Source organism: Zoogloea dura, from assembly GCF_012927165.1.
In the GTDB taxonomy this organism is placed as follows: domain Bacteria; phylum Pseudomonadota; class Gammaproteobacteria; order Burkholderiales; family Rhodocyclaceae; genus Zoogloea; species Zoogloea dura.
In genome coordinates, this window is the sequence record NZ_JABBGA010000002.1 from 339,415 (window position 1) to 363,642 (window position 24,228).

Annotated in this window: 23 protein-coding genes; 17 read left to right on the forward strand and 6 right to left on the reverse strand. The window is 68.6% G+C overall.

The window, feature by feature from the left end; translation table 11 throughout:
* Positions 1-52: 52 nt before the first annotated feature.
* The 5 genes from HHL15_RS04380 to HHL15_RS04400 all read right to left on the reverse strand — a co-directional run bounded on the left by HHL15_RS04380 (position 53) and on the right by HHL15_RS04400 (position 5,878).
* Entirely contained in the window at positions 53-271 is a 219-nt protein-coding gene (locus HHL15_RS04380; RefSeq protein ID WP_169144599.1) for a YgaP family membrane protein, read from the reverse strand.
* Positions 268-3,534, reverse strand: coding sequence for an efflux RND transporter permease subunit (locus HHL15_RS04385; RefSeq protein ID WP_169144600.1), 3,267 nt, complete (start codon positions 3,532-3,534; stop codon positions 268-270). Before HHL15_RS04385 ends, HHL15_RS04380 begins: the two co-directional genes overlap by 4 nt.
* 3 nt (positions 3,535-3,537) lie before the next feature.
* A complete protein-coding gene (locus tag HHL15_RS04390) occupies positions 3,538-4,584 on the reverse strand; it encodes an efflux RND transporter periplasmic adaptor subunit (RefSeq protein WP_169144601.1) in 1,047 nt (348 codons plus the stop codon).
* A gap of 69 nt (positions 4,585-4,653) precedes the next feature.
* Positions 4,654-5,505, reverse strand: a complete 852-nt coding sequence (locus HHL15_RS04395; RefSeq protein ID WP_169144602.1) for an ATP-binding protein — start codon at positions 5,503-5,505, stop codon at positions 4,654-4,656.
* 7 nt (positions 5,506-5,512) lie between these two features.
* Positions 5,513-5,878: a sirohydrochlorin chelatase gene (locus tag HHL15_RS04400; RefSeq protein WP_169144603.1), complete on the reverse strand. Its 366-nt coding sequence runs from the start codon at positions 5,876-5,878 to the stop codon at positions 5,513-5,515.
* A gap of 151 nt (positions 5,879-6,029) precedes the next feature.
* Between HHL15_RS04400 and HHL15_RS04405 the strand changes: the two genes are divergently transcribed.
* Entirely contained in the window at positions 6,030-6,869 is an 840-nt protein-coding gene (locus tag HHL15_RS04405) for a peptidoglycan DD-metalloendopeptidase family protein (RefSeq protein ID WP_169144604.1), read from the forward strand.
* Here the strand turns inward: HHL15_RS04405 and HHL15_RS04410 are convergent.
* Positions 6,844-7,647 (reverse strand): tRNA threonylcarbamoyladenosine dehydratase, encoded by an 804-nt coding sequence (locus tag HHL15_RS04410; RefSeq protein ID WP_169144605.1) that lies wholly within the window; start codon positions 7,645-7,647, stop codon positions 6,844-6,846. The two genes, HHL15_RS04405 and HHL15_RS04410, sit on opposite strands and share 26 nt — an antisense overlap.
* A gap of 94 nt (positions 7,648-7,741) precedes the next feature.
* Between HHL15_RS04410 and HHL15_RS04415 the strand changes: the two genes are divergently transcribed.
* The 16 genes from HHL15_RS04415 (at position 7,742) to HHL15_RS26760 (ending at position 24,218) form a co-directional block, all read left to right on the forward strand.
* A complete protein-coding gene (locus tag HHL15_RS04415) occupies positions 7,742-8,398 on the forward strand; it encodes an HAD family hydrolase (RefSeq protein ID WP_169144606.1) in 657 nt (218 codons plus the stop codon).
* 70 nt (positions 8,399-8,468) lie between these two features.
* Positions 8,469-9,047, forward strand: a complete 579-nt coding sequence (locus tag HHL15_RS04420) for a hypothetical protein (RefSeq protein WP_169144607.1) — start codon at positions 8,469-8,471, stop codon at positions 9,045-9,047.
* 157 nt (positions 9,048-9,204) lie between these two features.
* On the forward strand, positions 9,205-9,978 hold the full coding sequence (rfbF, locus tag HHL15_RS04425; RefSeq protein ID WP_169144608.1) for a glucose-1-phosphate cytidylyltransferase: 774 nt from the start codon (positions 9,205-9,207) through the stop codon (positions 9,976-9,978).
* On the forward strand, positions 9,975-11,030 hold the full coding sequence (gene rfbG / locus HHL15_RS04430; RefSeq protein ID WP_328824987.1) for a CDP-glucose 4,6-dehydratase: 1,056 nt from the start codon (positions 9,975-9,977) through the stop codon (positions 11,028-11,030). The genes rfbF and rfbG overlap by 4 nt, the downstream gene beginning before the upstream one ends.
* On the forward strand, positions 11,027-12,400 hold the full coding sequence (gene rfbH, locus HHL15_RS04435; protein WP_169144610.1) for a lipopolysaccharide biosynthesis protein RfbH: 1,374 nt from the start codon (positions 11,027-11,029) through the stop codon (positions 12,398-12,400). Before rfbG ends, rfbH begins: the two co-directional genes overlap by 4 nt.
* Positions 12,397-13,893 carry an N-acetylneuraminate synthase family protein gene (locus HHL15_RS04440; protein WP_169144611.1) on the forward strand — a complete coding sequence of 499 codons (1,497 nt, stop codon included), beginning with the start codon at positions 12,397-12,399 and terminating at the stop codon, positions 13,891-13,893. The genes rfbH and HHL15_RS04440 overlap by 4 nt, the downstream gene beginning before the upstream one ends.
* Positions 13,894-13,899: 6 nt before the next feature.
* A complete protein-coding gene (locus HHL15_RS04445; protein ID WP_169144612.1) occupies positions 13,900-15,735 on the forward strand; it encodes a thiamine pyrophosphate-binding protein in 1,836 nt (611 codons plus the stop codon).
* Positions 15,736-15,744: 9 nt separating this feature from the next.
* On the forward strand, positions 15,745-16,899 hold the full coding sequence (locus HHL15_RS04450; protein ID WP_169144613.1) for a class I SAM-dependent methyltransferase: 1,155 nt from the start codon (positions 15,745-15,747) through the stop codon (positions 16,897-16,899).
* Positions 16,896-17,450: an NUDIX domain-containing protein gene (locus HHL15_RS04455; RefSeq protein ID WP_169144614.1), complete on the forward strand. Its 555-nt coding sequence runs from the start codon at positions 16,896-16,898 to the stop codon at positions 17,448-17,450. Before HHL15_RS04450 ends, HHL15_RS04455 begins: the two co-directional genes overlap by 4 nt.
* A 103-nt stretch (positions 17,451-17,553) precedes the next feature.
* Positions 17,554-18,672 (forward strand): DegT/DnrJ/EryC1/StrS family aminotransferase, encoded by a 1,119-nt coding sequence (locus HHL15_RS04460; protein WP_328824988.1) that lies wholly within the window; start codon positions 17,554-17,556, stop codon positions 18,670-18,672.
* Positions 18,669-19,367, forward strand: coding sequence for an acetyltransferase (locus HHL15_RS04465; RefSeq protein WP_169144615.1), 699 nt, complete (start codon positions 18,669-18,671; stop codon positions 19,365-19,367). Before HHL15_RS04460 ends, HHL15_RS04465 begins: the two co-directional genes overlap by 4 nt.
* On the forward strand, positions 19,364-20,887 hold the full coding sequence (locus HHL15_RS04470) for a class I adenylate-forming enzyme family protein (protein ID WP_169144616.1): 1,524 nt from the start codon (positions 19,364-19,366) through the stop codon (positions 20,885-20,887). The genes HHL15_RS04465 and HHL15_RS04470 overlap by 4 nt, the downstream gene beginning before the upstream one ends.
* Positions 20,884-22,071, forward strand: coding sequence for a Gfo/Idh/MocA family protein (locus HHL15_RS04475; RefSeq protein WP_169144617.1), 1,188 nt, complete (start codon positions 20,884-20,886; stop codon positions 22,069-22,071). Before HHL15_RS04470 ends, HHL15_RS04475 begins: the two co-directional genes overlap by 4 nt.
* Positions 22,068-22,316, forward strand: coding sequence for an acyl carrier protein (locus tag HHL15_RS04480; RefSeq protein ID WP_169144618.1), 249 nt, complete (start codon positions 22,068-22,070; stop codon positions 22,314-22,316). The genes HHL15_RS04475 and HHL15_RS04480 overlap by 4 nt, the downstream gene beginning before the upstream one ends.
* Positions 22,306-23,451, forward strand: a complete 1,146-nt coding sequence (locus tag HHL15_RS04485; protein WP_169144619.1) for an FkbM family methyltransferase — start codon at positions 22,306-22,308, stop codon at positions 23,449-23,451. The genes HHL15_RS04480 and HHL15_RS04485 overlap by 11 nt, the downstream gene beginning before the upstream one ends.
* A gap of 50 nt (positions 23,452-23,501) precedes the next feature.
* Positions 23,502-24,218, forward strand: coding sequence for a class I SAM-dependent methyltransferase (locus HHL15_RS26760; RefSeq protein ID WP_169144620.1), 717 nt, complete (start codon positions 23,502-23,504; stop codon positions 24,216-24,218).
* Positions 24,219-24,228: the final 10 nt, after the last annotated feature.

Sequence of the window (24,228 nt, forward strand, 5' to 3'; positions counted from 1 at the left end):
AAGCTTGAGTTGCCGCCCGCCCTTCACTACCCAAAATGAGGCGACGGACGACTCAGCGGCAGGCCGCCCCATCCTTTACGCCACACCGGCGCAGCACGATCTCCAGCGGACAGAAACGGGTGAAACCGCTCTGCAGCAGGTTGGCCCCGACAAAGGCGGTGAACCACAAGAACTTGGCGCTGACGAAAAGCGGACTCCCCTCCACGCCAAGGGCCAGGGAGATCAGGACAAACGATCCGGCGAACACCCGGACGAACTGGTTGACGGTCATGACACCTCCTCCTGCGTGGGTGCCGGGCGCCCCTGCGCCACGGCGAAGTAAAGGACTGGAATCACCACCAGGGTCAGCAGCGTGGACACCAGCACGCCGAAGATCAGGCTGATCGCCAGGCCGTTGAAGATAGGATCATCCAGGATGAAGAAGGCCCCGATCATCGCCGCCAGCCCGGTCAGGCCGATGGGCTTGGCGCGCACCGCGGCGGCATGCAGGGTGGCGCGGGCCCGGTCAACACCGGCCGCCACCTGCTGGTCGATGAAGTCCACCAACAGGATGGAGTTGCGCACGATGATGCCCGCCAGGGCGATCATGCCGATCATGCTGGTCGCGGTGAACTGGCTGCCCAGCAGGGCGTGGCCCGGCATCACCCCGATCACGGTGAGCGGGATCGGGGCCATGATCACCAGCGGTACCACGTAGCTGCGGAACTGGGCCACCACCAGCAGGTAGATCAACACCAGGCCCACCGCGTAGGCAGCCCCCATGTCACGGAAGGTCTCGTAGGTGATCTTCCACTCGCCGTCCCATTTCACCGCGTAGCCGGCGTAGGGGTCGTCCGGCTGATGGATGAACCACTCGCCCAGCACGCCGGCCAGGCGCTCGCCCACCAGGGGCAGATCCTTGATCCGGCTGCGGATGTCGAACATGCCGTAGAGGGGCGAATCCAGCCGCCCCCCCATGTCGCCGGTCACATAGACCACCGGCAGCAGATCCTTGTGATAGATCACCTGCTCGCGGCGGGCCGACTGCACCTGCACCAGCTCGGACACCGGCACCAGCGCACCGCCGGCCTCCGCCGCGCGGGCCCGCACCTTCATCTGCAGCAGGCTGTCGATACTGCCCAGGCGCTCCGGCGGCAGGCTCAGGCGCACCGGGATCTCGTACTTGTTGTCGCCGCCATGCAGCGGCGTCACGTTCTCGCCGCCCAGGCCGAGGCGCACCACCTCGACGATGTCGGCCTGGGCCACCCCCAGCTGCGCCGCCTTGGCCTGATTGACCCGCAGCACCAGCTTGGGCGCCTCCTCGTCCACCGTGTCATCCACCCCGACGATGTCCGGCGTCGCCTCGAAGGCCGCGCGGACCTTGGCGGCCACCGCCACCTGTCCGGCGTAGTCCGGGCCATACACCTCGGCGACGATCGGCGACAGCACCGGCGGCCCCGGCGGCACCTCGACGAGCTTGGCATTGCCGCCATGGCGGCGGGCGATCGCTTCCAGGTCGGCCCGCAGCGACACCGCTATCTCGTGGCTCTTGCGCTGGCGGTGGTGCTTGTCCACCAGGTTGACCTGGATGTCCCCCATCTCCGGCTGGGCACGCAGGTAATACTGGCGCACCAGGCCGTTGAAGTTGATCGGCGCGGCGGTGCCGGCGTAGGTCTGGAAGTCGGTCACTTCCTCGACCCGGGCCAGCCGCTCGCCCATCTCGCGCAGCACTTCGGCGGTCTGTTCCACCGGCGTGCCCACCGGCATGTCGAGCACCACCTGGAACTCGCTCTTGTTGTCGAAGGGCAGCATCTTCAGCACCACCAGCTGGACCACCGCCAGGGACACCGACAGCCCGATCGCCAGCACCACGCCGAACCATAGCTTGGCCCGCGCCCGGCGGCCCGTGGCGGGCGCCAGAAAGGGCGACATGACGCGCTGGAACAGCCGCTCCAGCGCCTGGGTCAGGCGATCGGGCCGGTGTTCCCCTGCCGCGTGCGCCATCGGCTTCAGCAGCCTTCCGGCCAACCAGGGGGTGACGATGAAGGCCACCAGCAACGAGATCGCCATGCCCATCGAGGCATTGATCGGGATCGGCGCCATGTAGGGCCCCATCAGGCCGCTGACGAAGGCCATCGGCAGCAAGGCGGCGATCACCGTGAAGGTGGCCAGGATGGTCGGCCCGCCGACCTCGTCCACCGCCTTCGGGATCAGCTTCCACAAGGGCTGGCCAGGCTCCAGATGCTGCCAGCGGTGGATGTTCTCGACCACCACGATGGCGTCATCCACCAGGATGCCGATGGAGAAGATCAGCGCAAACAGGCTCACCCGGTTGAGGGTGAAACCCCAGGCCCAGGAGGCGAAGAGAGTCGCCGCGAGCGTCAGGGTCACCGCGGCGCCGACGATCACCGCCTCCCGTCGCCCCAGAGCCAGCAGCACCAGCAGCACCACGGCCGAGGTGGCGAAGGCCAGCTTGCCGATCAGCTTGTCGGCCTTCTCGGTGGCAGTGGCGCCATAGTTGCGCGTCACCGTGACCTCCACACCATCGGGCACGACGCTGCCCTTGAGCTGCTGCAGGCGGCGGATCACCCCGCCGGCCACGTCGGCGGCGTTCTCCCCGGGTTTCTTGGACACCTGCAGGGTCACCGCCGGAAAGCGGCTTCCCGGCCCCTCGCCGGCCTGGGCCACACCGGCCTCCGCGGCGGCCCCCAGGCCGTGCCAGACGAAGCGGGACGGCAGGTCCGGCCCATCCACCACGGTCGCCACATCACTGACGCGCACCGGCTTGCCGGCAGACACCCCGACCACCAGCTGCCGCACATCGTCGGCGCTGGCGATGTAGGTGCCGGTCTGCACCAGCACCTCGCGGTTGCCCGCCACCAGACTGCCGCCGGGCTGGGACGCATTGGCCAGCAGCAGCGCCCCCTTGAGATCCTGCGGCGTGATGCCGAAGGCGTTCATGCGCGAGGCGTCCATCAACACCCGCAGCACATGGCCCGGACCACCCAGGGTGCTCACGTCACGGGTACCGGGCACGCGCTTCAGTTCCAGCTCCACGGCCCGCCCGACCTGCTGCAACTCAAAGGCCGAGCGGTTCTCGTCGCGGGTCCATAAGGTCAGCGCCACCACCGGCACGTCGTCGATCCCACGGGGCTTGATCAGCGGCTCGGCCACCCCCAGCTCGGGCGAGATCCAGTCCCGGTGGCTGTGCACGGTGTCGTACAGGCGCAGCACCGCGTCCTGGTTGCGGACACCGACCTTGAACTGCACGGTGATCACCGCCATGCCCGGTCGCGACACCGAATACACGTGGTCCATGCCGGTAATGCGCGACAGCACCTGCTCGGCCGGACGCGCCACCAGGGCTTCCACATCCTTGGCCGAAGCCCCCGGGAAGGCGACCAGCACGTCGGCCATGGTCACATCGATCTGCGGCTCCTCTTCCTTCGGGGTGATGAAGGTGGCGAAGACCCCCAGGAGCAGCAGCACCAGGGCCAGCAGCGGGGTCAGGGCGTTGCGCTGGAACAGCGCGGCGATACGGCCGGAAATACCCATGGTTCAAGGCTTCCGACGCAGCAGGCCGGCACGGACCGGGTCGAGGGCAAGCTCCTCGCCCCCCGCCAGACCGGCCAGGATCTCGACCGAACCATCGGCCTGGGTACTGCCGAGGCGCACCTGGCGCAGCACGAAAGCTCCCTTGCCGTCGGCCACGTACACGCCGCTCAGCTCCCCGCGGCGCAGGATCGCCGCCGCGGGAACGGTCAGGACGGGCGCCTCGCCGGGCAGGCTGAAATGCACCCGGGCGGCCATCCCCGGCACCACACCCGGCGCCTCGGCGGGCAGGTTCACCCGGATCCGCGCGGTGTGGGTGCGCGGATCGGCGGCCGGCAACACCTGGATCGACGCCGACTCCAGCCAGCGGCCGCTCTCCGGAAACTCGATACGGGCCTTCACGCCCGGGCGGGACAGATCGGCCAGCCGGGCCTGCGGCAGGTCGACCACAGCCCGCAGGCCGCCCGGCTCATGGATGATCATCAGCGGCTTGCCGGGCAGGGCCATTTCGCCCGGCTCGATCAGGCGCTGGGCCACCACGCCGGTCAGCGGCGCCGTCACCGTTGCAAAGCTGCGGCCAGCCTCCGCCTGGGCACGCCCGGCTTCGGCGGCCCGATGCTGTGCCTGGGCCGCATCGAAAGCGGCCTGGGCCTGGTCGAGCGCACTGGCGCTGATGAAGCTGCGCGCCTTCAGGCTGCGGCTGCGCTCGAGGCCGGCCCGGGCATCGACCAGGCGGGCCTGGGCTGCAGACACCTGGGCTGCCGCAGCCGCCACCGCCTGGTCGGCTTCGCGGGTGTCGATGCGCAGCAGCACATCGCCCTGGCGCACATGGGCGCCGGCGTCCACCCGGGCTTCGAGCACCCGCCCCTGCACCTGGGCCGCAACGACCGCCTGGCGCAGGGCCTCGATGGTCCCTTCCGCAGCGTAGCTGCGGGCAAGGGCCTGGAGGCGCAACTGGAGGGTTGGAAGATCACCGGCCGGAGCCAGGCCCGGCAGGGTCAGGAGGGCGCAGCCGGCAATGGCCGTGCGGAGGACGGAGTGGTAAGGAAACATAATATAAGAATACTCTAATATTAAGTTCCGTCAAGAATGCCTGCGTGGCCCGGCTGCGCAGGCGCGGCTTCAGCGTTTCGCCACACCCTCCACGCAGCGGCCGCCATCCAGGAAGACAAGCTCCGGGAAAGCCAGCATGCGCGCGATGGCAATGCCGCGCCCATAGGGCTCGACCGAGCGTTCGGCATTCAGATCCAGGTAGGGCGCAGGATCGAAGCCCGCACCCAGGTCGCGGATCAGGAAGCGCAGTTCCCGCGGGCGGCACTCGACCCGCAGCCACGCAAAACGCTCGGCATTCGCTGGCAGCAGCAACAGGCGCTCGACCTCGTTGCGCCACTCTCCCGCGGCCATCAGCTCGCGCTTGCGGTTGAAGCCCAGGCCGAGGTTGCCGTGCTCCACCGCGTTGACCATGAGTTCGGACAGGGCGATCTGGACCGCCGCCGGGTCGGGACTCAAACCGGCGACCAGCAGCGACAGGCTGGCCACTTCACCGAGGGTCCGGAAGGGGAAGGTGGCGCCCTCCGGCGTCACCGCCTCACCGCCGGGCAGCCGCAGGGCCGCCCGCAGCGCCTGCGCCGACGCAGGCTTGACCACCCCCGCCACGCCCAGCCCCACGCCTTCGGCCAGCACGGACAGATCCTCCACGTCCAGCAGCAGGACCAGCGGCACGCCGGTGGCCCGCAGCGCCCGCAGCAGCCCGGCACAACGGGGCAGGACAGACGCATCCACCACCACCCCCTCGACCCCGAGCCGGCCGGCCTGGAGGCTGGCCAGCGCCTCCCCCTCCGTCAGCGCCGTGCAGGCAAGCCCGCCTGCAGCCAGCTCGCGGCGCGGGTCCGCGCTGGCCGCCGCATCCGCCCCCACCCACCAGATGCTCCGCCCGGCGAGCGCACGCCCCTGGCCGATCTGCAGATCGTTCATGGGAGACTCAGGCTCCGGCGGCAAAAGCCGCCATGGCCTGCACGACGCCCTCGTCCTCCCCCACCGCCACCGCCAGCTCGATGGTGCAGGCGGGGTGGCGTGTCCGCACGGCGTCGATGAGCGCCGGGACATCCCGCTTGAGATGCCCCCCCTGGGCCAGGAACAGGGGCACCACGCGGATGCCCGTCGCCCCCGAGGCCGCCGCCGACTCCACCGCATCGGCGAGTGCCGGCTCCATGAGCTCGAGGAAGGCGAGTTCGACCAGGGCCTCCGGCCGCAGACTCCGCAACGCAGCAGCAACCCGCTGCGCGGGCTTGGCCCACTCCGGATCCCGCGCCCCGTGGGCAAACAAGATGATGGCTTCCTTCGACATGTATTCCTCCTGATCCGCTCGATGGCGATGAGCAACAACGAGCCTCGAAAAAACAGGCTTGCGCGGCTCCGTGCCCGATGTTGCAAGATGTTAATCCGCTGGGGCGCGGACTTATGCTCCAATTCGGCTTCAATTCCGAATTCGCGTAAACATGTGTGAAATAGTCCCTGCAAGGCGCCTTTTTGCCTTCGTCATACTCGCCAGCCTGGCCGCTTTTCCCGCTCTGGCCGACTTGCGTCCCGCTTCGGTACCCGGTGGGGTCGCCAGCGTGCGGGTGGCGCCCGCCGGCCCGGAACGGCCCGAAGCCCGCTTTGCCGGCAAGCCGGTCCTGCTGCTCAGGCAAGCCGATGGCTGGCATGCCCTGGTGGGGCTGCCTCTGGACACGCCGCCCGGTGAGCAGTTCCTCGAAGTCGGCCCGGAGCGGCGCCCCCTGGCCTTTCCGGTCACGCCACGCAGCTACCCCGAACAGCGCCTGACCATCAAGAATCCGAAAATGGTCACCCCCGACCCGGACGACCTCGCCCGCATCGAGCTCGAGCGGGAGCTGCAGATCTCCGTGCGCAGCCGACACCGCAACGTGGAGGTGCCGCGGGTGGACCTGGACCTGCCCGCCAGCGGCCGCCTGTCGAGCCGCTTCGGGCTGCGCCGGATCTTCAACGGCGAACCCCGCGCGCCCCATACCGGCCTCGACGTGGCGGTGCCTGCCGGGACCCCGGTGCGGGCGCCGGCCGACGGGGTGGTCAGCCTGGTCGAGGACTTCTACTTCAATGGCAGGACAGTGTTCGTGGACCACGGGCAAGGCTTCGTCAGCATGGTCTGCCACCTGGACAAGGCCCAGGTGGAAGTGGGTCAGGTGGTACGCCGGGGTGCGCTGCTCGGCCAGTCCGGCAGCAGCGGCCGGGCCACCGGGCCGCACCTGCACTGGAGCGTTTACCTGAACGGCGCGGCGGTGGACCCCGCCCTGTTCATCGAGCCGCCGCCAGCGCGTTGAGGACCCGCGCCGCGGCGAACATGCCGACGCAAGCGGTCACCGTCACCACCGAGCCGAAACCGGCGCAATTGAGCCCGGCCGGCCCGCTGTTCGCCTGCCCCGCGGGCTGCACCTCGCAGGCGGCATCCGGCGCCGGATAGCGCAGGGGCTCGGTGGAAAACACCGCCTCCACGCCGAACTTGCGCTTCGGATCACGCGGAAAGCCGTGGCCCTTGCGCAACTGCCCGCGCACCTTGGCCAGCAGCGGGTCCTGGATGGTCCGGGACAGATCGTCCACGAGGATCCGGGTCGGATCAATCTGCCCGCCCGCCGCGCCGCAGGTCACCACCGACACGCCGGCATCGCGGCAGAAGGCGATCATCGCCACCTTGACCCGCACCGCGTCAATCGCATCGATGACGCAATCGAAGCCGCCGCCGAGCAGCACCGCCGCGTTGTCCACCGTCACGAAATCATCCACCACCGCCACCTGGCAGGCAGGGTTGTAGCCGGCGATGCGCTCGCGCATGGCCTCCACCTTGGCCTGACCGAGGGTCGCCTCGGTGGCGTGGATCTGGCGGTTGATGTTGGATTCGGCCACGTGATCGAGGTCGATCAGGGTCAGGCGACCGACCCCGCTGCGGGCCAGCGCCTCCACCGCCCATGAACCCACCCCGCCGATCCCGACCACACACACATGGGCCGCGGCCAGCCGGGCCCGCCCGGCATCGCCATACAGGCGGGCAATGCCGCCAAAGCGGCGGGCGTCATCGGGAGTGTTCAGCGCGGCGGAATCCATGGCATCACGTTAGGGTGTCGGGGCGCGCAAATATACCCGAGCAGGCGATAATGGCGCGCATCGCCCGACCTTCAGCCCTCCCCCAGCAACCATCATGTCCCGCTACCGCCACATCCTGTTCGACCTCGACGGCACCCTGATCGACTCCGCGCCCGCCATTCTCGCCAGCTTCCGCGACAGCTTCGCCCGCAACGGCGCACAGGCGGTGCGCAGCATCGACGAGAGCGTGATCGGCCCGCCGCTGGTCGAGACCCTCCAGCTCCTGGCCGGCAGCACCGACCAGGCGCTCATCGACCGCCTCGCCGATGGCTTCAAGGCCAGCTACGACAGCGAAGGCTACAAGGCCACCGCCGCCTACGCCGGCGTGGGCGAGATGCTCGCCCGCCTGGCCGGCGCCGGCCTGAGCCTGTCCATCGCCACCAACAAACGCCTCCACCCGACCCGCCTGATCCTCGAGCACCTGGGCTGGAGCCGGCATTTCGACCACGTCTACGCCCTCGACCTGTTCGAGCCGCGCCTGCCCCACAAGGCCGCGATGATCCAGCGCCTGCTGGCCGACCAGGACATCCCGGGCGACAGCGCCATCTACATCGGCGACCGCAGCGAAGACGGCGAATCCGCCGATGCCAACGGCCTGCCCTTCGTCGCCGCCACCTGGGGCTATGGCAGCATCACTGCTGCGGAGATGCCGGCCCACTGGCGCCAGGCCACTTCGCCGGCTGCCATGGCCGACCTGCTGCTGGCAGCCTGACCACGCCCGCCGGCAGCCCCCCAAAACGCCGCCCCGCCAACCCCGTCATCAGCCTCCGGAGCCCTTTGTCATGTTCGAACGTGCCTCCCGCCCGACCCTGATCGCCGCCGTCTGCACCGCGGCGGGCCTGGTCCTCGCCGCCGCCTCCGCCCCCAGCCACGCCGGCCGCTTCGGCGGCGGCCGCAGCGTGGGCATGAGCCGCAGCCTACCCTCGGGCAGCACTCACACCGCCCCCCACACTGCGCCCCACGTCGACACCCACGCTGAAACACCGGCTCCGGGCTATCGGGCGCCACTGATCGTGCACGAGCCACTCCAGCAGGCGGCACCGGCACGCTCCAGCTACCAGGCGACCCGCGACGCCACCATGGCCGAAGCGCTCCTGCGCAGCCGCATGCTCGCCGCCCAGCGTCGCCAGCGCGCCCAGGAGAGCGGCATGAACGCGGGTTTCAGCAGCGGCAGCGCAGCGGCGATCCCCTATGATCCGCCCGAATATCGCCCGCTCCCGCCGGTCGCCACGCCACGCGTCAGCGACCCCCGCTTCACCCGCTTCACGCCGCACGAAGCGCCGGCCACTCCCTGCGAGATCAAGCCGGTGATGAGTGACGCCGACTACCGCGCCTGCGGCGCCACCCCGCCCAGCTACTGAGCATGGACGGGCCGGGCGGCCCCCGATTCCGGCAGCCGCCCCCGCCCGCGCCGCAGAATAGCCCCCCTTTCTCCCTGCTGTTCCTCGGCACGGCACGGAGCCGCCACGCATAAGATCGGCACCATCCCCCAATGAAGTCGTACCCCCTGGAGTTGCGATGAAGGCCGTGATACTCGCGGGTGGCCTGGGCACCCGCATCAGCGAAGAAACAGTCAACCGTCCGAAGCCGATGATCGGCATTGGTGGGCGACCCATCCTGTGGCACATCATGAAGATGTACTCCAGCCACGGCATCCACGACTTCGTGATCTGCTGCGGCTACATGGGCTACGTGATCAAGGAGTACTTCGCCAACTACTTCCTGCACATGTCGGACGTCACCTTCGACATGACCAACAACCGCATGGAGATCCACGAACGCCACGCCGAACCCTGGCGGGTCACCCTGGTCGATACCGGCGACTCCACCCAGACCGGCGGCCGCCTGGCCCGGGTGCGCAAGTACGTGCAGGACGAGGAAGCCTTCTGCTACACCTACGGCGACGGCGTCGCCGACATCGACATCACCGCCGAGATCGCCTTCCACCGGGCCCATGGCAAGCTCGCCACGATCGCCGCGGTGCAGCCCCCCGGCCGCTTCGGCGCCCTCAAGATCAAGGCCGACAGCACGGTCAGCGCCTTCGTCGAAAAGCCGCTGGGCGACGGCGGCTTCATCAACGGCGGCTTCTTCGTGCTGTCTCCCCAGGTGCTGGACTACATCGAAGGCGACCACAGCGTGTTCGAGGGCGCCCCCCTGGGCAAGCTCATCGCCCGCAAGCAACTGGCGGCCTACGAGCACACCGGCTTCTGGCGCCCGATGGACACCCTGCGCGACAAGACCTTCCTCGAAGAACTCTGGCAGAGCGGCGAAGCACCTTGGAAAACCTGGTGACCCCCGCCTTCTGGCAGGGCCGGCGGATTTTCGTCACCGGCCACACCGGCTTCAAGGGCAGTTGGCTGTGCCTGTGGCTGCAGGCCATGGGCGCCGAGGTGCATGGCTACGCCCTGGCCCCGGCCACCGACCCGGCCCTCTTCGAGGTGGCCGGGGTAGCCCGCGGCATGCGCTCGACGCTCGGCGACGTGCGCGATTACGCCGCCCTCTCCGCCGCGCTCACCGCCGCCCGGCCCGAGATCGTGCTGCACCTGGCCGCCCAGCCGCTGGTGCCCCTGTCCTATGCCGAGCCGGTGGCCACCTTCGCCACCAACGCGATGGGCACCGCGCACCTGCTGGAGGCCTGCCGCCAGGTGGCCGGCATCAAGGCCGTGGTGGTGGTCAGCAGCGACAAGTGCTACGAGAACCGCGAATGGCTGTGGGGCTACCGGGAGACCGACCCGATGGGCGGCCACGACCCCTACTCCGCCAGCAAGGGCTGCACCGAGCTCATCGTCTCGTCCTACCGACGCTCCTTCCTCGGCCCCGCCGGCATCCCGCTGGCCAGCGCCCGCGCCGGCAACGTGATCGGCGGCGGCGACTGGACCGCCAGCCGGCTGGTGCCCGACGTGCTGGCCGCCTTCGCCGCCGGCGAGCCGGTCACCCTGCGCAGCCCCGGCGCCATCCGCCCCTGGCAGCACGTGCTCGAGCCGCTCTCCGGCTACCTGCTGCTGGCCGAGCGCCTGGCCGAGGGTGGCGAGGCCTGCGCCGAGGGCTGGAACTTCGGCCCCGACAACAGCGACGCCCGCAGCGTGGCCTGGGTGGTTCAGCGCCTCGCCGAAGGCTGGGGCCCCGACGCCCGCTGGGAGGCGGCCGCCGCGCCCCAGGTCCACGAAGCCCACACCCTGCGCCTGGATTGCAGCAAGGCACGCAGCCTGCTGGGCTGGCAACCCCGCTGGTCGGCCGACGAAGCGGTGGCCCGCAGCCTCGCCTGGTATCAAGCCTGGCGCAAAGGTGCCGACATGCATGGCTACACCCTCGCAGAGATCTCGGATTTCACCCGTACCCCATGAGCCTCATCCGCAAGACCCTGACCCCCGGCATTGACGGCCGCCTCGAGCTGGACCTCTCCGCCCACCCCGAGCTGGCCGGCCAGGCGCTGGAAATCATCGTGCGCCCGGCCCGCGCCCCCGCCACGCCGCCCGCCTGGCGCCCGGGCATCGACCCGGTGCCACCGTCCGGCAAGGTCGTCGGCGACCCGGAAAAGGACGCCATGATCGACGCAGCCCTGGACGCCTGGCTCACCACCGGGCGCTTCAACGACGCCTTCGAGCTGCGCCTGGCCGCATTCGTCGGCACGCGCTTCGCCCTCACCGTCAATTCCGGCTCGTCGGCCAACCTGGTGGCCTTCTCCACCCTCACCTCGCCCAAGCTCGGCGAGCGGGCGATCCGGCCGGGCGACGAGGTCATCACTGTGGCCGCCGGCTTTCCCACCACGGTCAACCCGATCATCCAGAATGGCGCAGTACCGGTCTTCGTGGACGCCAGCCTGCCCGGCTACAACATCGATGTGACGATGCTGGAAGCTGCCCTGTCGCCGCGCACCAAGGCCATCATGATCGCCCACACCCTGGGCAACCCCTTCGACCTGGACGCGGTCTGCGCCTTTGCCGAAGCCCACGGCCTGTGGCTGGTGGAGGACTGCTGCGACGCCCTCGGCAGCACCTGGAAGGGCCGCAAGGTCGGCACCTTTGGCCACCTCGCCACCCTGTCCTTCTATCCGGCCCACCACATCACCATGGGCGAAGGCGGCGCGGTGCTGACCAGCGACCCGCAGCTGCGCCAGATCGCCGAGTCCTTCCGCGACTGGGGCCGCGACTGCTGGTGCAAGCCCGGCTGCGACAACACCTGCGGCAAGCGCTTCGGCTGGCAGCTGGGCAGCCTGCCGGCCGGCTACGATCACAAGTACACCTACAGCCACATCGGCTACAACCTCAAGATCACCGACATGCAGGCCGCCTGCGGCCTGGCCCAGCTGGACCGGCTGGAGGGCTTCATCGCCGCCCGCAAGCGCAATTTCGACCATCTCACCGCCGCCCTGGACGACGCCCGGGACTTCCTGGTGCTGCCCGAGGCCACCCCGGGCAGCGATCCGTCCTGGTTCGGCTACCCGATCACCCTGCGCCCCGAGGCCGGGGTGAACCGGGTGGACCTCCTCGAATACCTGGACCAACACAAGATCGGCACGCGCCTGCTGTTTGCCGGCAACCTGACCCGCCAGCCCTCAATGGCCGGCCGCAACTACCGGGTCGTCGGCGACCTGCCGGTGGCCGACCGCATCATGCGGGACACCTTCTGGATCGGCGTGTGGCCGGGGCTCAGCGAGGCCCAGCTGGACTACACCGCCGCGCACATCCGCAGCTTCATTGGAGTCGAGCTATGAGCACCAAGCCCCTGATGGTCTATGAAATGGCCAACAACCACATGGGCGACCTGCCCCACGGCATCGCCACCATCCGGGCGATCCGCGAGGCCTGCCGCGGCTTCGAGGACGAGTTCGACTTCGCCTTCAAGCTCCAGTACCGCGACCTGGACACCTTCATCCATGCGTCCGTGCGGGGCCGTGACGACATCAAGTACGTCAAGCGCTTCGAGGAGACCCGGCTGTCCGACGAGGCCTTCCGCGCCCTCGTCGCCGAGATGGACGCCCAGGGCTTCATCACCGTATGCACGCCCTTCGACGAGAACTCGGTGACGCGCATCGAGGCCCACGGCATCCACACCATCAAGATCGCCAGTTGCTCCTTCACCGACTGGCCGCTGCTCGAGCGCATCGCCCGGGCCGACAAGCCGGTGATCGCCTCCACTGCCGGCGCCACCCTGGACGAGATCGACAACGTCACCAGCTTCTTCCTGCACCGGGGCAAGGACTTCACCCTGATGCACTGTGTGGCCGAGTACCCGACCCCCGACGACGCCCTGCAGGTCAACCAGATCGAGCTGCTGCGCGCCCGCTACCCGGGCGTGCGGATCGGCTACTCCACCCACGAATCCCCCGACAACACCCTGGCCGTCGGCCTGGCCCTGGCCAAGGGCGCCAGCGTCTTCGAGAAGCACGTGGTGCTGCCCACCGACAAGTACGCCGCCAACGCCTACTCGGCCGACCCGCAGCAGATCCGCGCCTGGCTCGAAGCCTGCCGCCGCGCCCGCGCCATCTGCGGCAGCGGCGAGCGCTACCAGCCCTCCGCCGGCGAGCGGGCCAGCCTGCAGTCCCTGCGCCGCGGCGTGTTCAGCACCCGCGACATCCCGGCTGGCACTCCGCTGTCGGATGACATGATCGAATTCGCCTTCCCGCCGGTGCAAGGCCAGCTCACCGCCAACGAGTGGTCCAAGTACGCCCGCTTCGTGGCCACCGAAGCCATCCCCGCCGGCCAGCCGGTACGCCATGCCCAGGTGGAAGAAACCCAGCTGCGTGGCCAGGTGCTGGAGATCGTGACCGCCGTGAAAGGCCTGCTCAAGGCCGGCAACGTGGTGGTGCCGGGCAAGTCCGACCTGGAGATCTCCCACCACTACGGGCTGGAGCGCTTCAACGACTTCGGCCTGACCATGGTCACCGTGGTAAACCGGGAATACTGCAAGAAGCTGCTGGTCATGCTGCCCGGCCAGACCCACCCGGAGCAGTACCACCAGAAAAAGGAAGAGACCTTTGTGGTGCTCCACGGCGTGCTCACCCTGTGGCTGGACGGCGAGCAGCGCGAAGCCCGCGCCGGTGACGTGATCACCGTGGCCCGCGGCGTCAGGCACACCTTCAAGACCCGCGACGGCGTGGTGTTCGAGGAGATCTCCTCGACCCACGACAAGCACGACTCCTACTACACCGACCCGGCGATTGCGCAGAACCCCAGCCGCAAGACCTGGCTCACCTACTGGATGTAAGCCCCGATGACGATCCGCGTAGCCGACTGGATCCTGCGCCGCCTGGCCGACGAAGGCATCCGGCACGTATTCATGCTGCCGGGTGGCGGCGCCATGTACCTCAATGACGCGGTGGCCTGCGAACCCCGCCTGGCCGCGGTGCCCTGCCACCACGAGCAGGCCTGCGCCATAGCGGCCGAAGCGGCCGGGCGCACCGGCAACGCCGGCAATCCGGGCTTCGGGGTGACCATGGTGACCACCGGCCCCGGCGCCACCAACGCCATCACTCCGGTGGCCGGCGCCTGGATCGACTCGGTGCCCATGCTGGTCCTCTCCGGCCAGGCCAAGCGGCCCGACCGCCTGAACGGCCGGCCGATCCGCCAGGGCGGCGTGCAGGAGGTGGACATCGTGCCGCTGGTGCACTCGATCACCAAGTATGCCGTCACCCTGGACGACCCGCAGAGCGTGCGCCTCCACCTGGAGCAGGCCCTGCACCTGATGAAGAGCGGCCGCCCCGGCCCTGTGTGGATCGACGTACCCCTCGACGTGCAGGCCGCCCCCATAGACCCGGACAGCCTGCCCGGCTGGACGCCGACCGCCGCCGCTACCGCTGCCGCTGCCGCTGCTAACCCGGACCTGGCCGCAGTGCGCGCCCTGCTCGCCCAGGCCCGGCGCCCGCTGATCCTGGCCGGCCACGGGGTGCGCCTGTCCGGTGCCGCCGGGGCCTTCCGTCAGCTGGTGGACCGCCTGCAGGTGCCCGCCGTGCTCACCTGGAACGCCCTCGACCTGCTGCCCTACGACCACCCGCTCAACATAGGCCGCCCCGGCGTGGTGGCTGCCCGCGCCGCCAACTTCGCGGTGCAGAACTGCGACCTGCTGATCGCCATCGGCGCCCGCCTCGACATGATCGTCACCGCCTACAACCCCAAGGGCTTCGCCCGGGCGGCCCGCAAGGTGGTGGTGGACGTGGACCCCAATGAACTGGCCAACAAGCTCGAGATGGCCATCGACCAGCCCCTGGCGATGGATGCCGGCGCCTTCATCGAGGCCTTGCTCGACGGCGCCGAAACCGGCGACACCGCCGACTGGCGGGCCCGCTGCAGCAGCTGGAAGGCCCGCTACACCCAGAACGAGGGCCGCGTCTTCCCACCCGCGGGCCCCATCGGCCACGCCCACTTCGTCGAGGCCCTGTCCGACGCCGCCCCTGAGAACACCCTGATCGCCACCGGCAGCTCCGGCCTGGCGGTGGAGTTCTTCTACGCCGGCTTCCGCAACAAGGCCGGCCAGCGCAGCTTCCTCACCTCGGGTCTGGGCGCCATGGGCTATGGCCTGCCGGCCGCCATCGGCGCCTGCCTGGGCAATGACCGCGAGCCGATGCTGGCGGTGGAATCCGACGGCAGCCTGCAGCTCAACCTGCAGGAGCTGGCGACCCTGGCCGGCCTCAAGCTGCCGGTGTGCCTGTTCATCATGAACAACGGCGGCTACGCGTCCATCCGCAACACCCAGCGCAACTACTTCGAAGGACGCTACGTGGGCAGCGGCCCGGCCTCCGGCCTGCAGATGCCTGACCTGGAGAAGATCGCCGACACCTACGGCCTGCCCTTCCTGCGCATCGACGACTGCGCCGACCTGGCCGGCGCCCTGGCCCGCGCCCAGGCCCTGCCGCGCCCCTGCCTGATCGACGTGCGCCTGGTGGCCGATGAGAGCCTGCAGCCCAAGTGCGCCGCCATCCCGCGGGCCGACGGCTCAATCGTCTCGATGCCCCTGGAGGACATGAGCCCCCTGTTGCCCCTGGAGACCCTCAAGGCCGAGATGCTGGTGCCGCTACTGCCTGCATCCCTTGAAGCCCCCCGCCCGGCCTGAAACACACGCATGCCCGACAACTGCCGCATCTGCGCCCACCCGCTGCTCCCGGAGCCGCTGCTGATCCAGCGGCAGATGCCGGCCGCCGCCCAGGGGCTGCCCACCGCCGAACGCCTGGCCGACGATGCAGGGGTAGACCTGGAACTGCGCCAGTGCGGCGGCTGCGGCCTGGTGCAGTTGCCCATCGCCCCGGTGCCCTACTGGCGGGAGGTGATCCGTGCCGCCGGAATCTCGCCGGAGATGCGGGCTTTCCGCCTCGACCAGTTCGGGCGCTGGATCGGTGACCATGGCCTGACCGGGCGCAAGGTGCTGGAAGTGGGCTGCGGCCACGGTGAATACCTGGCCCTGCTGGGCGAGGCCGGCGCCGATGCCTGCGGCATCGAGCACGCCGCCGCCGCGGTGGATGCCTGCCAGGCGGCCGGGCTGCGGGTCAGCCAGGGCTTCATCGACGGCCCGCAGGCCCGCCTCGACGACGGCCCCTTCGACGGCTTCGCGATCCTCAACTTCCTCGAACACATTCCGGCCGCCCACCTCACCCTGCGGGGCATCGCCGCCAAGCTCAAGCCCGGCGCCACCGGCCTGGTGGAAGTGCCGGATTTCGACATGATCCTGCGGACACGGCTGTTCGCCGAGTTCATCCCCGACCACCTCTACTACTTCACCCGGCAGAGCCTCACCCATCTGCTGGAGGGCAACGGCTTCGAGGTCCTCGAATGCCGCTCGGAATGGCATGGCTACGTCCTCTCGGCCACGGTGCGCAAGCGTGCGCCCCTCGACCTGTCCGCCCTGCAGGATGCCCAGGCCACCGTGAAGGCCTCCTTCGACGCCTTCCTCGAGCGCTTCGAGGCGGGACGCGTGGCAATCTGGGGGGCCGGCCACCAGGCCCTGGCCCTGATCAGCCTGCTCGGCATCGCCCCGCGCATCCGCTACGTACTGGACTCCGCCCCTTTCAAACAGGGCCGCTTCACCCCCGCCAGCCACCTGCCCATCGTCGCCCCCGAGCGGCTCGCTGCCGGTGAGGTGGACGCGGTGATCGTGCTTGCCGCCAGCTATTCGGACGAAGTCGCCCGCATCATCGGGCAGCGCCACGGCACGCGCTTCCAGGTGGCCGTGCTGCGCGACGACGGCCTGCACGCCGTCCCCCCCGGAGAGGCTGAGCAATGAACGGCGTCTCCCCCGAGGCCCTGCAGGCGGCCATTGCCACGATCCGCGACGCGGTCGGCTCCGCCACCCGCGGCTTGCCCGAGGAGGTCTTCCTGCTGGCCAGCAGCCTCACCCCGATGATCAACGTGGACCTGCTGATCCAGGACGAGGACGGCCGCAGCCTGCTGACCTGGCGCCACGACCGCTTCTACGGCCCCGGCTGGCACATCCCGGGCGGCATCATCCGCTTCAAGGAAAGCGCTGCCAGCCGCATTGCCGCGGTGGCCGCGGGCGAGCTGGGGGCAAGCGTCAGCGCCGGAAGCACCCCCATCGGCCTGCACGAGATCACCAACCCCAACCGGGACATCCGCGGCCATTTCATCTCGCTGCTGTATGCCTGCCGCCTGAGCTCGCCCCTCGACGAGGCCCGGCGCTTCTCGGCGGAGGCCCCGCGCAACGGCGACTGGGCCTGGCACGACCGCGCCCCCGACGACCTGATCGCCCAGCAGCGCATCTACATCCCGGACATCAACCGCAGCCGCCACACCACCGCAGGCGAGGCCGGCCAATGAGCATCGACCGCCGCAGGCCCCCGCACGCCCTTCCCCGCCCTGCCGCCCAGCACGCGACGGCGCCCGTCATTCCGCTCTTCCGTTTCCCGGGGGCCTACCCATCGTGAGCAAACCCATCTCGCCGATCTACGTCACCGAGCCGCACCTGCCGCCCCTGGAAGAGTTCATGCCCTACTTGCAGGCGATCTGGGACAAGAAGCGCCTGACCAACAGCGGGCCCTTCCACCAGCAGCTGGAAGCCGAGCTGGCCGCTTACCTCGGCGTCGAACACCTGAGCCTGTTCGCCAACGGCACCCTGGCCCTGGTCACGGCCCTGCAGGCGCTGAGGATCAGCGGCGAGGTGATCACCACACCCTACACCTTCGCGGCGACGACCCACTCGCTGCTATGGAACGGCATCAAGCCGGTCTTCGTAGACATCGACCCGGCCACCTGCAACCTCGACCCCCGGCGCATCGAGGAAGCCATCACGCCCGCCACCACCGCCATCCTGCCGGTGCACTGCTACGGTTTTCCCTGTGACATGGAGCGCATCGAGCAGATCGCCGACACCTACGGGCTCAAGGTCATCTACGACGCCGCCCACGCCTTTGGTGTGCGCCACCACGGCGAGAGCATCCTGCGCTGCGGCGACCTGTCCATCCTCAGCTTCCACGCCACCAAGGTCTTCAACACCTTCGAGGGCGGCGCCATCATCTGCCCCAACGCCAAGATCAAGCAGCGCATCGACTACCTCAAGAACTTCGGCTTCGCCGACGAGGTGACGGTGGTCGCGCCCGGCATCAACGGCAAGATGAACGAGGTGGAGGCCGCCATGGGCCTGCTCCAGCTCAAGCACATTGACGCAGCCCTCGAGGCCCGCGCCGCCATCTACCGGCACTATGCCGAGGCCCTGGCTAGCACGCCGACCCTCACGCTGCTGCGGCCCCCGGCCGACACCGACTGGAATCACGCCTACTGCCCGATCCTGGTGTCGGCGGACCACCCCATCAGCCGGGATGCCCTGTTCGACCGCCTCAAGGCCAACGACATCCACGCACGCCGCTATTTCTATCCCCTGACCAGCTCCTTCCCGATGTACCGCGGCCTGCCCAGCGCCAATCCGGATCGCCTGGGCAACGCGCACCGGATCGCGGACCAGGTGATCTGTCTGCCCATCCACCCGGCACTGGGCAACGACGATCTGACCGCTATCCTGGACGTCCTGCTCAACGCACGATGAGTTCCCGACCGGACGCCCCCCTTCCCGAAGTGCTGCTCTACGGCAATGGGCAGATTGCCCGCATGCTCTTCCACTTCATGCGCCCCACCCACCGGGTGGCCGCCTTCACGGTGGACCGCGCCCTGATCACCGACCCGGCCTACGAGGGGGTGCCGATCGTCCCCTTCGAAGAGATCGAGTCCCTCTACCCGCCGGGCCGCTACCCCATGATCATCGCGGTCGGCTTCGTGGACATGAACCGCATCCGCGCCGCCCGCTACGCGGCAGCCAAGGGCAAGGGATACCGCTTCATCAACTACATCCATCCGTCGGTGGTGATTCATGACAACCTGAAGCTGGGCGAGAACACCGTACTGCTCGACCATGTATCGGTCCACCCCGGCACCTCGATCGGCAATTCCACCTTCATCTGCAGCAACACCAACATCGGCCATGGCTGCCGCATTGGCGATAATTGCTGGATCAACGCCGGCGTCGCCATCGCTGGCGAAACGACGATAGGGGCCAACACCTTCATCGGCATCAATGCCGCCATCGGCGACAACCTGCAGGTCGCGGAGGCCTGCTACATCGGGGCCAGCACGCTGATCACCCGCAACACCGCCCCGGAAGAGGTCTATGTATCCGCCAGCGGAGAGCGCTTTCCCCTCCCCAGCGACCGCTTCCTGAAATTCATCGAACGACCACGGACATGAGCGCCTCTCCGATCCACGCCCGGTTCCGGCAGGCCGCCGGGCGGAGCCCCGGCAAAACCGCAGTGATCATCGGCGATGTCACCCGGACCTATGCCGCGCTGGCCTGCGAGGTGGATGCCCTCGCCGGCGGGCTGCTCGCCGCGGGGGTGCAGCCAGGCGACCACGTGGGGGTGTTGCTGCCGAACTGCCTGGAGTTCGTGCACCTCCTGCTCGCCGCTGCGGGTATCGGTGCCGTGCTCGTCCCGATGCCCCTGTCCAGCACCGCGGGCGCCATCCGCAAGGCCTTCCACACGGCCCGGGTGAGGCATGCGGTGTGCTGGCATGCCACGCCGGAAGCCCAGGCCGCCGTGCAGGAGCTCTCCGGGCTCCGCCTGGCCATCGGTGGCCCCGTGCCGGGCTGGCAGTCCCTCAACGACCTGGTCGACCGCGACCTGCCGGCCCTGGCCCTGCCAGACCTGCCCCCGCGGACGCCCTACCTGATCCTCCTGACCTCAGGCTCCACCGGCGCCCCCAAGCCGATCCAGCTGTCCCAGGAGACCAAGCTGGCCCGGGCCCGCTCGGCGATAGGCTTGTACGGCCTTGGCGAGGACGACGTGGTGCTGGCCGCCACCCCGATGCACCATTCCCTGGCCCAACGCCTGACCCTGATCCCGCTGCTGACCGGCGGCACCAGCGTCATCCTCGACCGCTACACGCCAACCGCCTGGCTAGACACCGCCGAACGCCATGGCGTGAGCTTCACCATGGCGGTATCGTCCCAGCTCAAGCAGATCATCCCCTTGCTCGACACACGGCCGGCACCCTCCCGCCTGCGCTGCCTGGTGTCCTCTTCGGCCACCCTGGCCCCGGAGACCAAGGCCGCCCTGTTCGCCCGGACCACCTGCGCCTTCCATGAGATCTACGGCGCCTCGGAAGTGGCCTCGACCACCGATCTCTCGGTACGGGCCCACCCCGACAAGATGCAGTCGGTGGGCACGCCGATCCAGGACGTGGAGGTGGCCATCCTCGGCCAGGACGGCCAACTGCAGCCCCCCGGCCAACCGGGCGAGATCATCTGCCGCACGCCCCTCGCCTTCGACGGCTACTTCGACCAGCCCGAGGCGACCGCGGCCGCCCTGTGGCAGGGCTACTTCCGGACCGGCGACCTGGGCGCCATGGATGCGGACGGCTTCCTGTACTTTCTCGGGCGCATCAAGGACATCGTGATCGTGGGTGGCATCAACGTCTATCCGCGCGACATCGAAGAAGTTGCCGAAGCCTTCCCTGGCGTGGCCGAGGCCGCCGCGATTGCGGTGGACGACCCACAGCTCGGGGAGACCGTCGGCCTCGTCATCGCACCTGCCGATGCAGGGCAGTCGATCAACCAGCGCAGCCTGCTCCGCCATTGCGCCTCGCAGTTGAACGACGCCCAGATGCCCCGCCACATCTTCCTGGTGGACCGGCTGCCCCGCAACGAGATGGGGAAGATCGACAAACCGGCCCTTCGCAACCGACTCTCCCGACCGGGACACGACTCATGAGCTCCACCACCATGCCGCCCCTCAGGCTCGGCTTCATCGGCGGCGGATCCACGTCAGCCGTTGGCTACACCCATTTCTCGTCCAGCCACCTCGACAGCCTGTTCCAGCTGGAGGCCGGCGTCTTCAGCCGCCGGGAGGAGGTCAATCGCGCCTCGGGCCGGGCCTACCAGGTGGATGAGAGTCGTGTCTATCCCGACTGGCGGGCCATGCTGAACGGTGAGCGGGGGCGCCTGGACGCCATCTCGGTGCTGACGCCCACCCCCGACCACACCGACATCGTGATCGCCGCCATTGAGGCCGGCTTTGCGGTGATCTGCGAGAAATCCCTGGCCACCTCCAGCGCCGACTGCCGGCGCATCGGCGAGGCAGTCAGCCGGCATGACGGCTTTCTGGCGGTCACCTTCAACTATTCCGGCTACCCGATGGTCCGCGAGCTGCGCGAGATGGTCCAGCGCGGCGAGCTGGGGACCCTCCACCACGTGGAAGTGGAAATGCCCCAGGAGGGCTTTGCCCGCCACACCGCCTCAGGCGAGAAGCCCCAGCCCCAACCCTGGCGCCTCAGCGACTACACGGTCCCGACCATCTCGCTGGACCTGGGCTCCCATGTACATCACCTGGTGGACTTCCTGACCGGCGGGCTGAAACCCCTCGCCGTCACCGCCCAGCAATCCTCCTACGGCAACTTCCCGGCAGTGATAGACAACGTCAACTGCCTCGCCCGCTACGAGAGCGGCTTCAGCGCCAGCATCTGGTACAGCAAATCCGCGCTGGGCTACCGCAACGGACTCCGGGTGCGCCTGTTCGGCAGCGAAGGCAGCGCCGAGTGGCTGCAGACCACCCCCGAACAATTGCAGCTGGGTTTCGCGGACGGACGCCGGATGCAGCTGGACCTGGGGGCCGGCAACCTGCGGGTGGCCTCCCAGCCCCGCTACAACCGCTTCAAGCCCGGGCATCCGACGGGCTTCATCGAGGCATTTGCCAACCTCTATTGCGACATCGCAGCCCGGCTCCGCGCGGACCAAGTCCAGGCCACCGACCCCTCTCCCTTCGTATTCGGCGCCCTCCACGCAGAAGAGGGGCTCAACCTTCTGGAAGCCATCGACACCGCAGCGCGCCAGCAGGCCTGGGCCGAGGTCCGCCGCCCTGGCCTCAGCCAGGAAACCCTCCGGAAAACTTCACCATGACCCACTCCGTGCGTGACTTCATCCTCCAACTCCTGCGGGAAAAGGGCCCCCTGCCCGCGGGTGACATCGACACCTACAACTATTTCGACTCGGGTCACATCGACTCCCTCGGCCTCATCAAGTTCTTCATGCGCATCGAGGATCAGTTCAGCATCGAAATCACCGCCCAGGACATGTCGGACCCTGCCCTGCGCACGGTGGCCGGCATGGTCAGCCTGATCGAGCGGAAAGCTCATGCCGGCTGACGGCGCCCTCCCGATGATGCTGGACTACCAGGCCCTGATCCGGGATGCTCAGATGGCGCCTCCCCTGTCCATCCGGCAACGCGTAGACGCCGTCAAATGCCACGCGTCCCCGACCTTCGTGATGGGCAGAAACCCTCACGCCAGGGCGCTGATGGACAAGCTGGCCGTCGACGGCGTGGTGGACGATTTCGAAGAAAGGGCCACCCGCTGGAACGGCAGTCCGATCATCAGGAGCAACGCGATCCCGAGCGGAGCGAGCGTCATCAATTGCGCGATGTCGATCAGCCCGAACAGCGCCCGCAAACGCATCGAGACCCGTCGCGACCTCACGCACCTGTCCTACATCGACCTCTGCCGTGCGGAGCCCTCGCTCCTGCCCCTGCCCGACTTTGTCCGCGATGCCCGTGCCGAATTCGCGCGCCATCCGGAGAAATACCTCGACGTCTTCTCCCGGCTGACAGACGCGGAATCCCGTTCGGTTTTCAACCGGGTCATGGCCTACCGGCTGACCGGCGACATGTCGCACATGGCCGGGTTCTCGGTACGCCTGCGGGACCAGTACTTCGAGCCCTTCCTGGGCCCCCTGCGCGACAGCGTCTTCGTCGACTGCGGCGGCTACGATGGCGACACCACGGAGGAGTTCATCCGCCGCTATCCCGGGTATTCGAAGGTCTACCTGTTCGAGCCCTCCCGGGCCAACATGGCACGGGCCAGATCGCGCCTGCAGGCCTGGCGGGACACGATCGAGTTCGTCCCCCTCGGCCTCTCCGACAGCCCCGGGGAACTGTCCTTCGATGCGGACCAGGGGTCGGCCAGCGCGGTGTCCGGCTCGGGCACCGAGACCATTCAGGTGAGCACCCTCGATGCGGAGATCACGTCGCGCGCGTCATTCATCAAGATGGACCTCGAGGGCTGGGAGCTGAAGGCACTGCACGGGGCCGAGAAGCACATCCGCAACGACGACGCGATCCTGGCCATTGCCGTCTATCACACGACCTCCGATTTCTGGAGAATCCCGGCCTACATCCTCTCGATCAACGCCGGTTACGACGTCCTTCTGCGCCACTACACGGAAGGCTGGTCGGAGACCGTCATGTATTTCGTTCCGCGAGGCGCCACGGCAGGGCAGCCCTGAGCGCTCCACCGGCGTCCCCCTTGCCCCATTTCGAACACAAGGTGCTCCCCGTGACCCCGAACTTTCCCGATTTCGTGAATGGCTACCCCGAGCAGGGGATTCATACGATCAAGCTGAAGGATCTGCTGAACCTGCGGGCCCCGCAGGACCTCTGCCGGGACATCTCCACCGCCTTCCCTTCGGTGACCATCGGCAGCATCACCCTGGTGGACCAGATCGTCCTGCTGTGCCTGGATGAGCTGGTCCGCCCGGAGAGCATCCTGGAGATCGGCACCTTCCAGGGGTTCACCACCCGGCTCCTGGCGAAGAACTCCATGGCCAGGACCGTCTATTCGGTGGACCTGCCCCCCACCACCCAGACCCTGATCGACACGCCCGAAGCCGGGAAGGTCCTGAGCGACGGCGACTACAACGATGACTATCTGCGCGACCTGCAGAATCGGTCAGGCGAGATCTACCTCAACAACCTGCCCCCCGCAGAGAGAAGCCGGATCAGCCTGATCAAGGCCGACTCCACCCAGCTGGACTTCGCCGCCACCTTCGGCCCGATCGAATTCGCCTTCATCGACGGCGGCCACCACTACGATATCGTCAGGAGCGATACCGAGAAGGTGGCCTCGATCATGAAGCGAGGGGTCATCGTCTGGCACGACTATTCGTCCGGCATTCATTCGGATGTCACGCGCTACCTGGCCGATCGCGCCTCGAACAACAGGATCTTCCACGTCCATGGGAGCCTGTGCGCCTTCCAGTTGGTCAGTCAGTGACTCCCGCAAC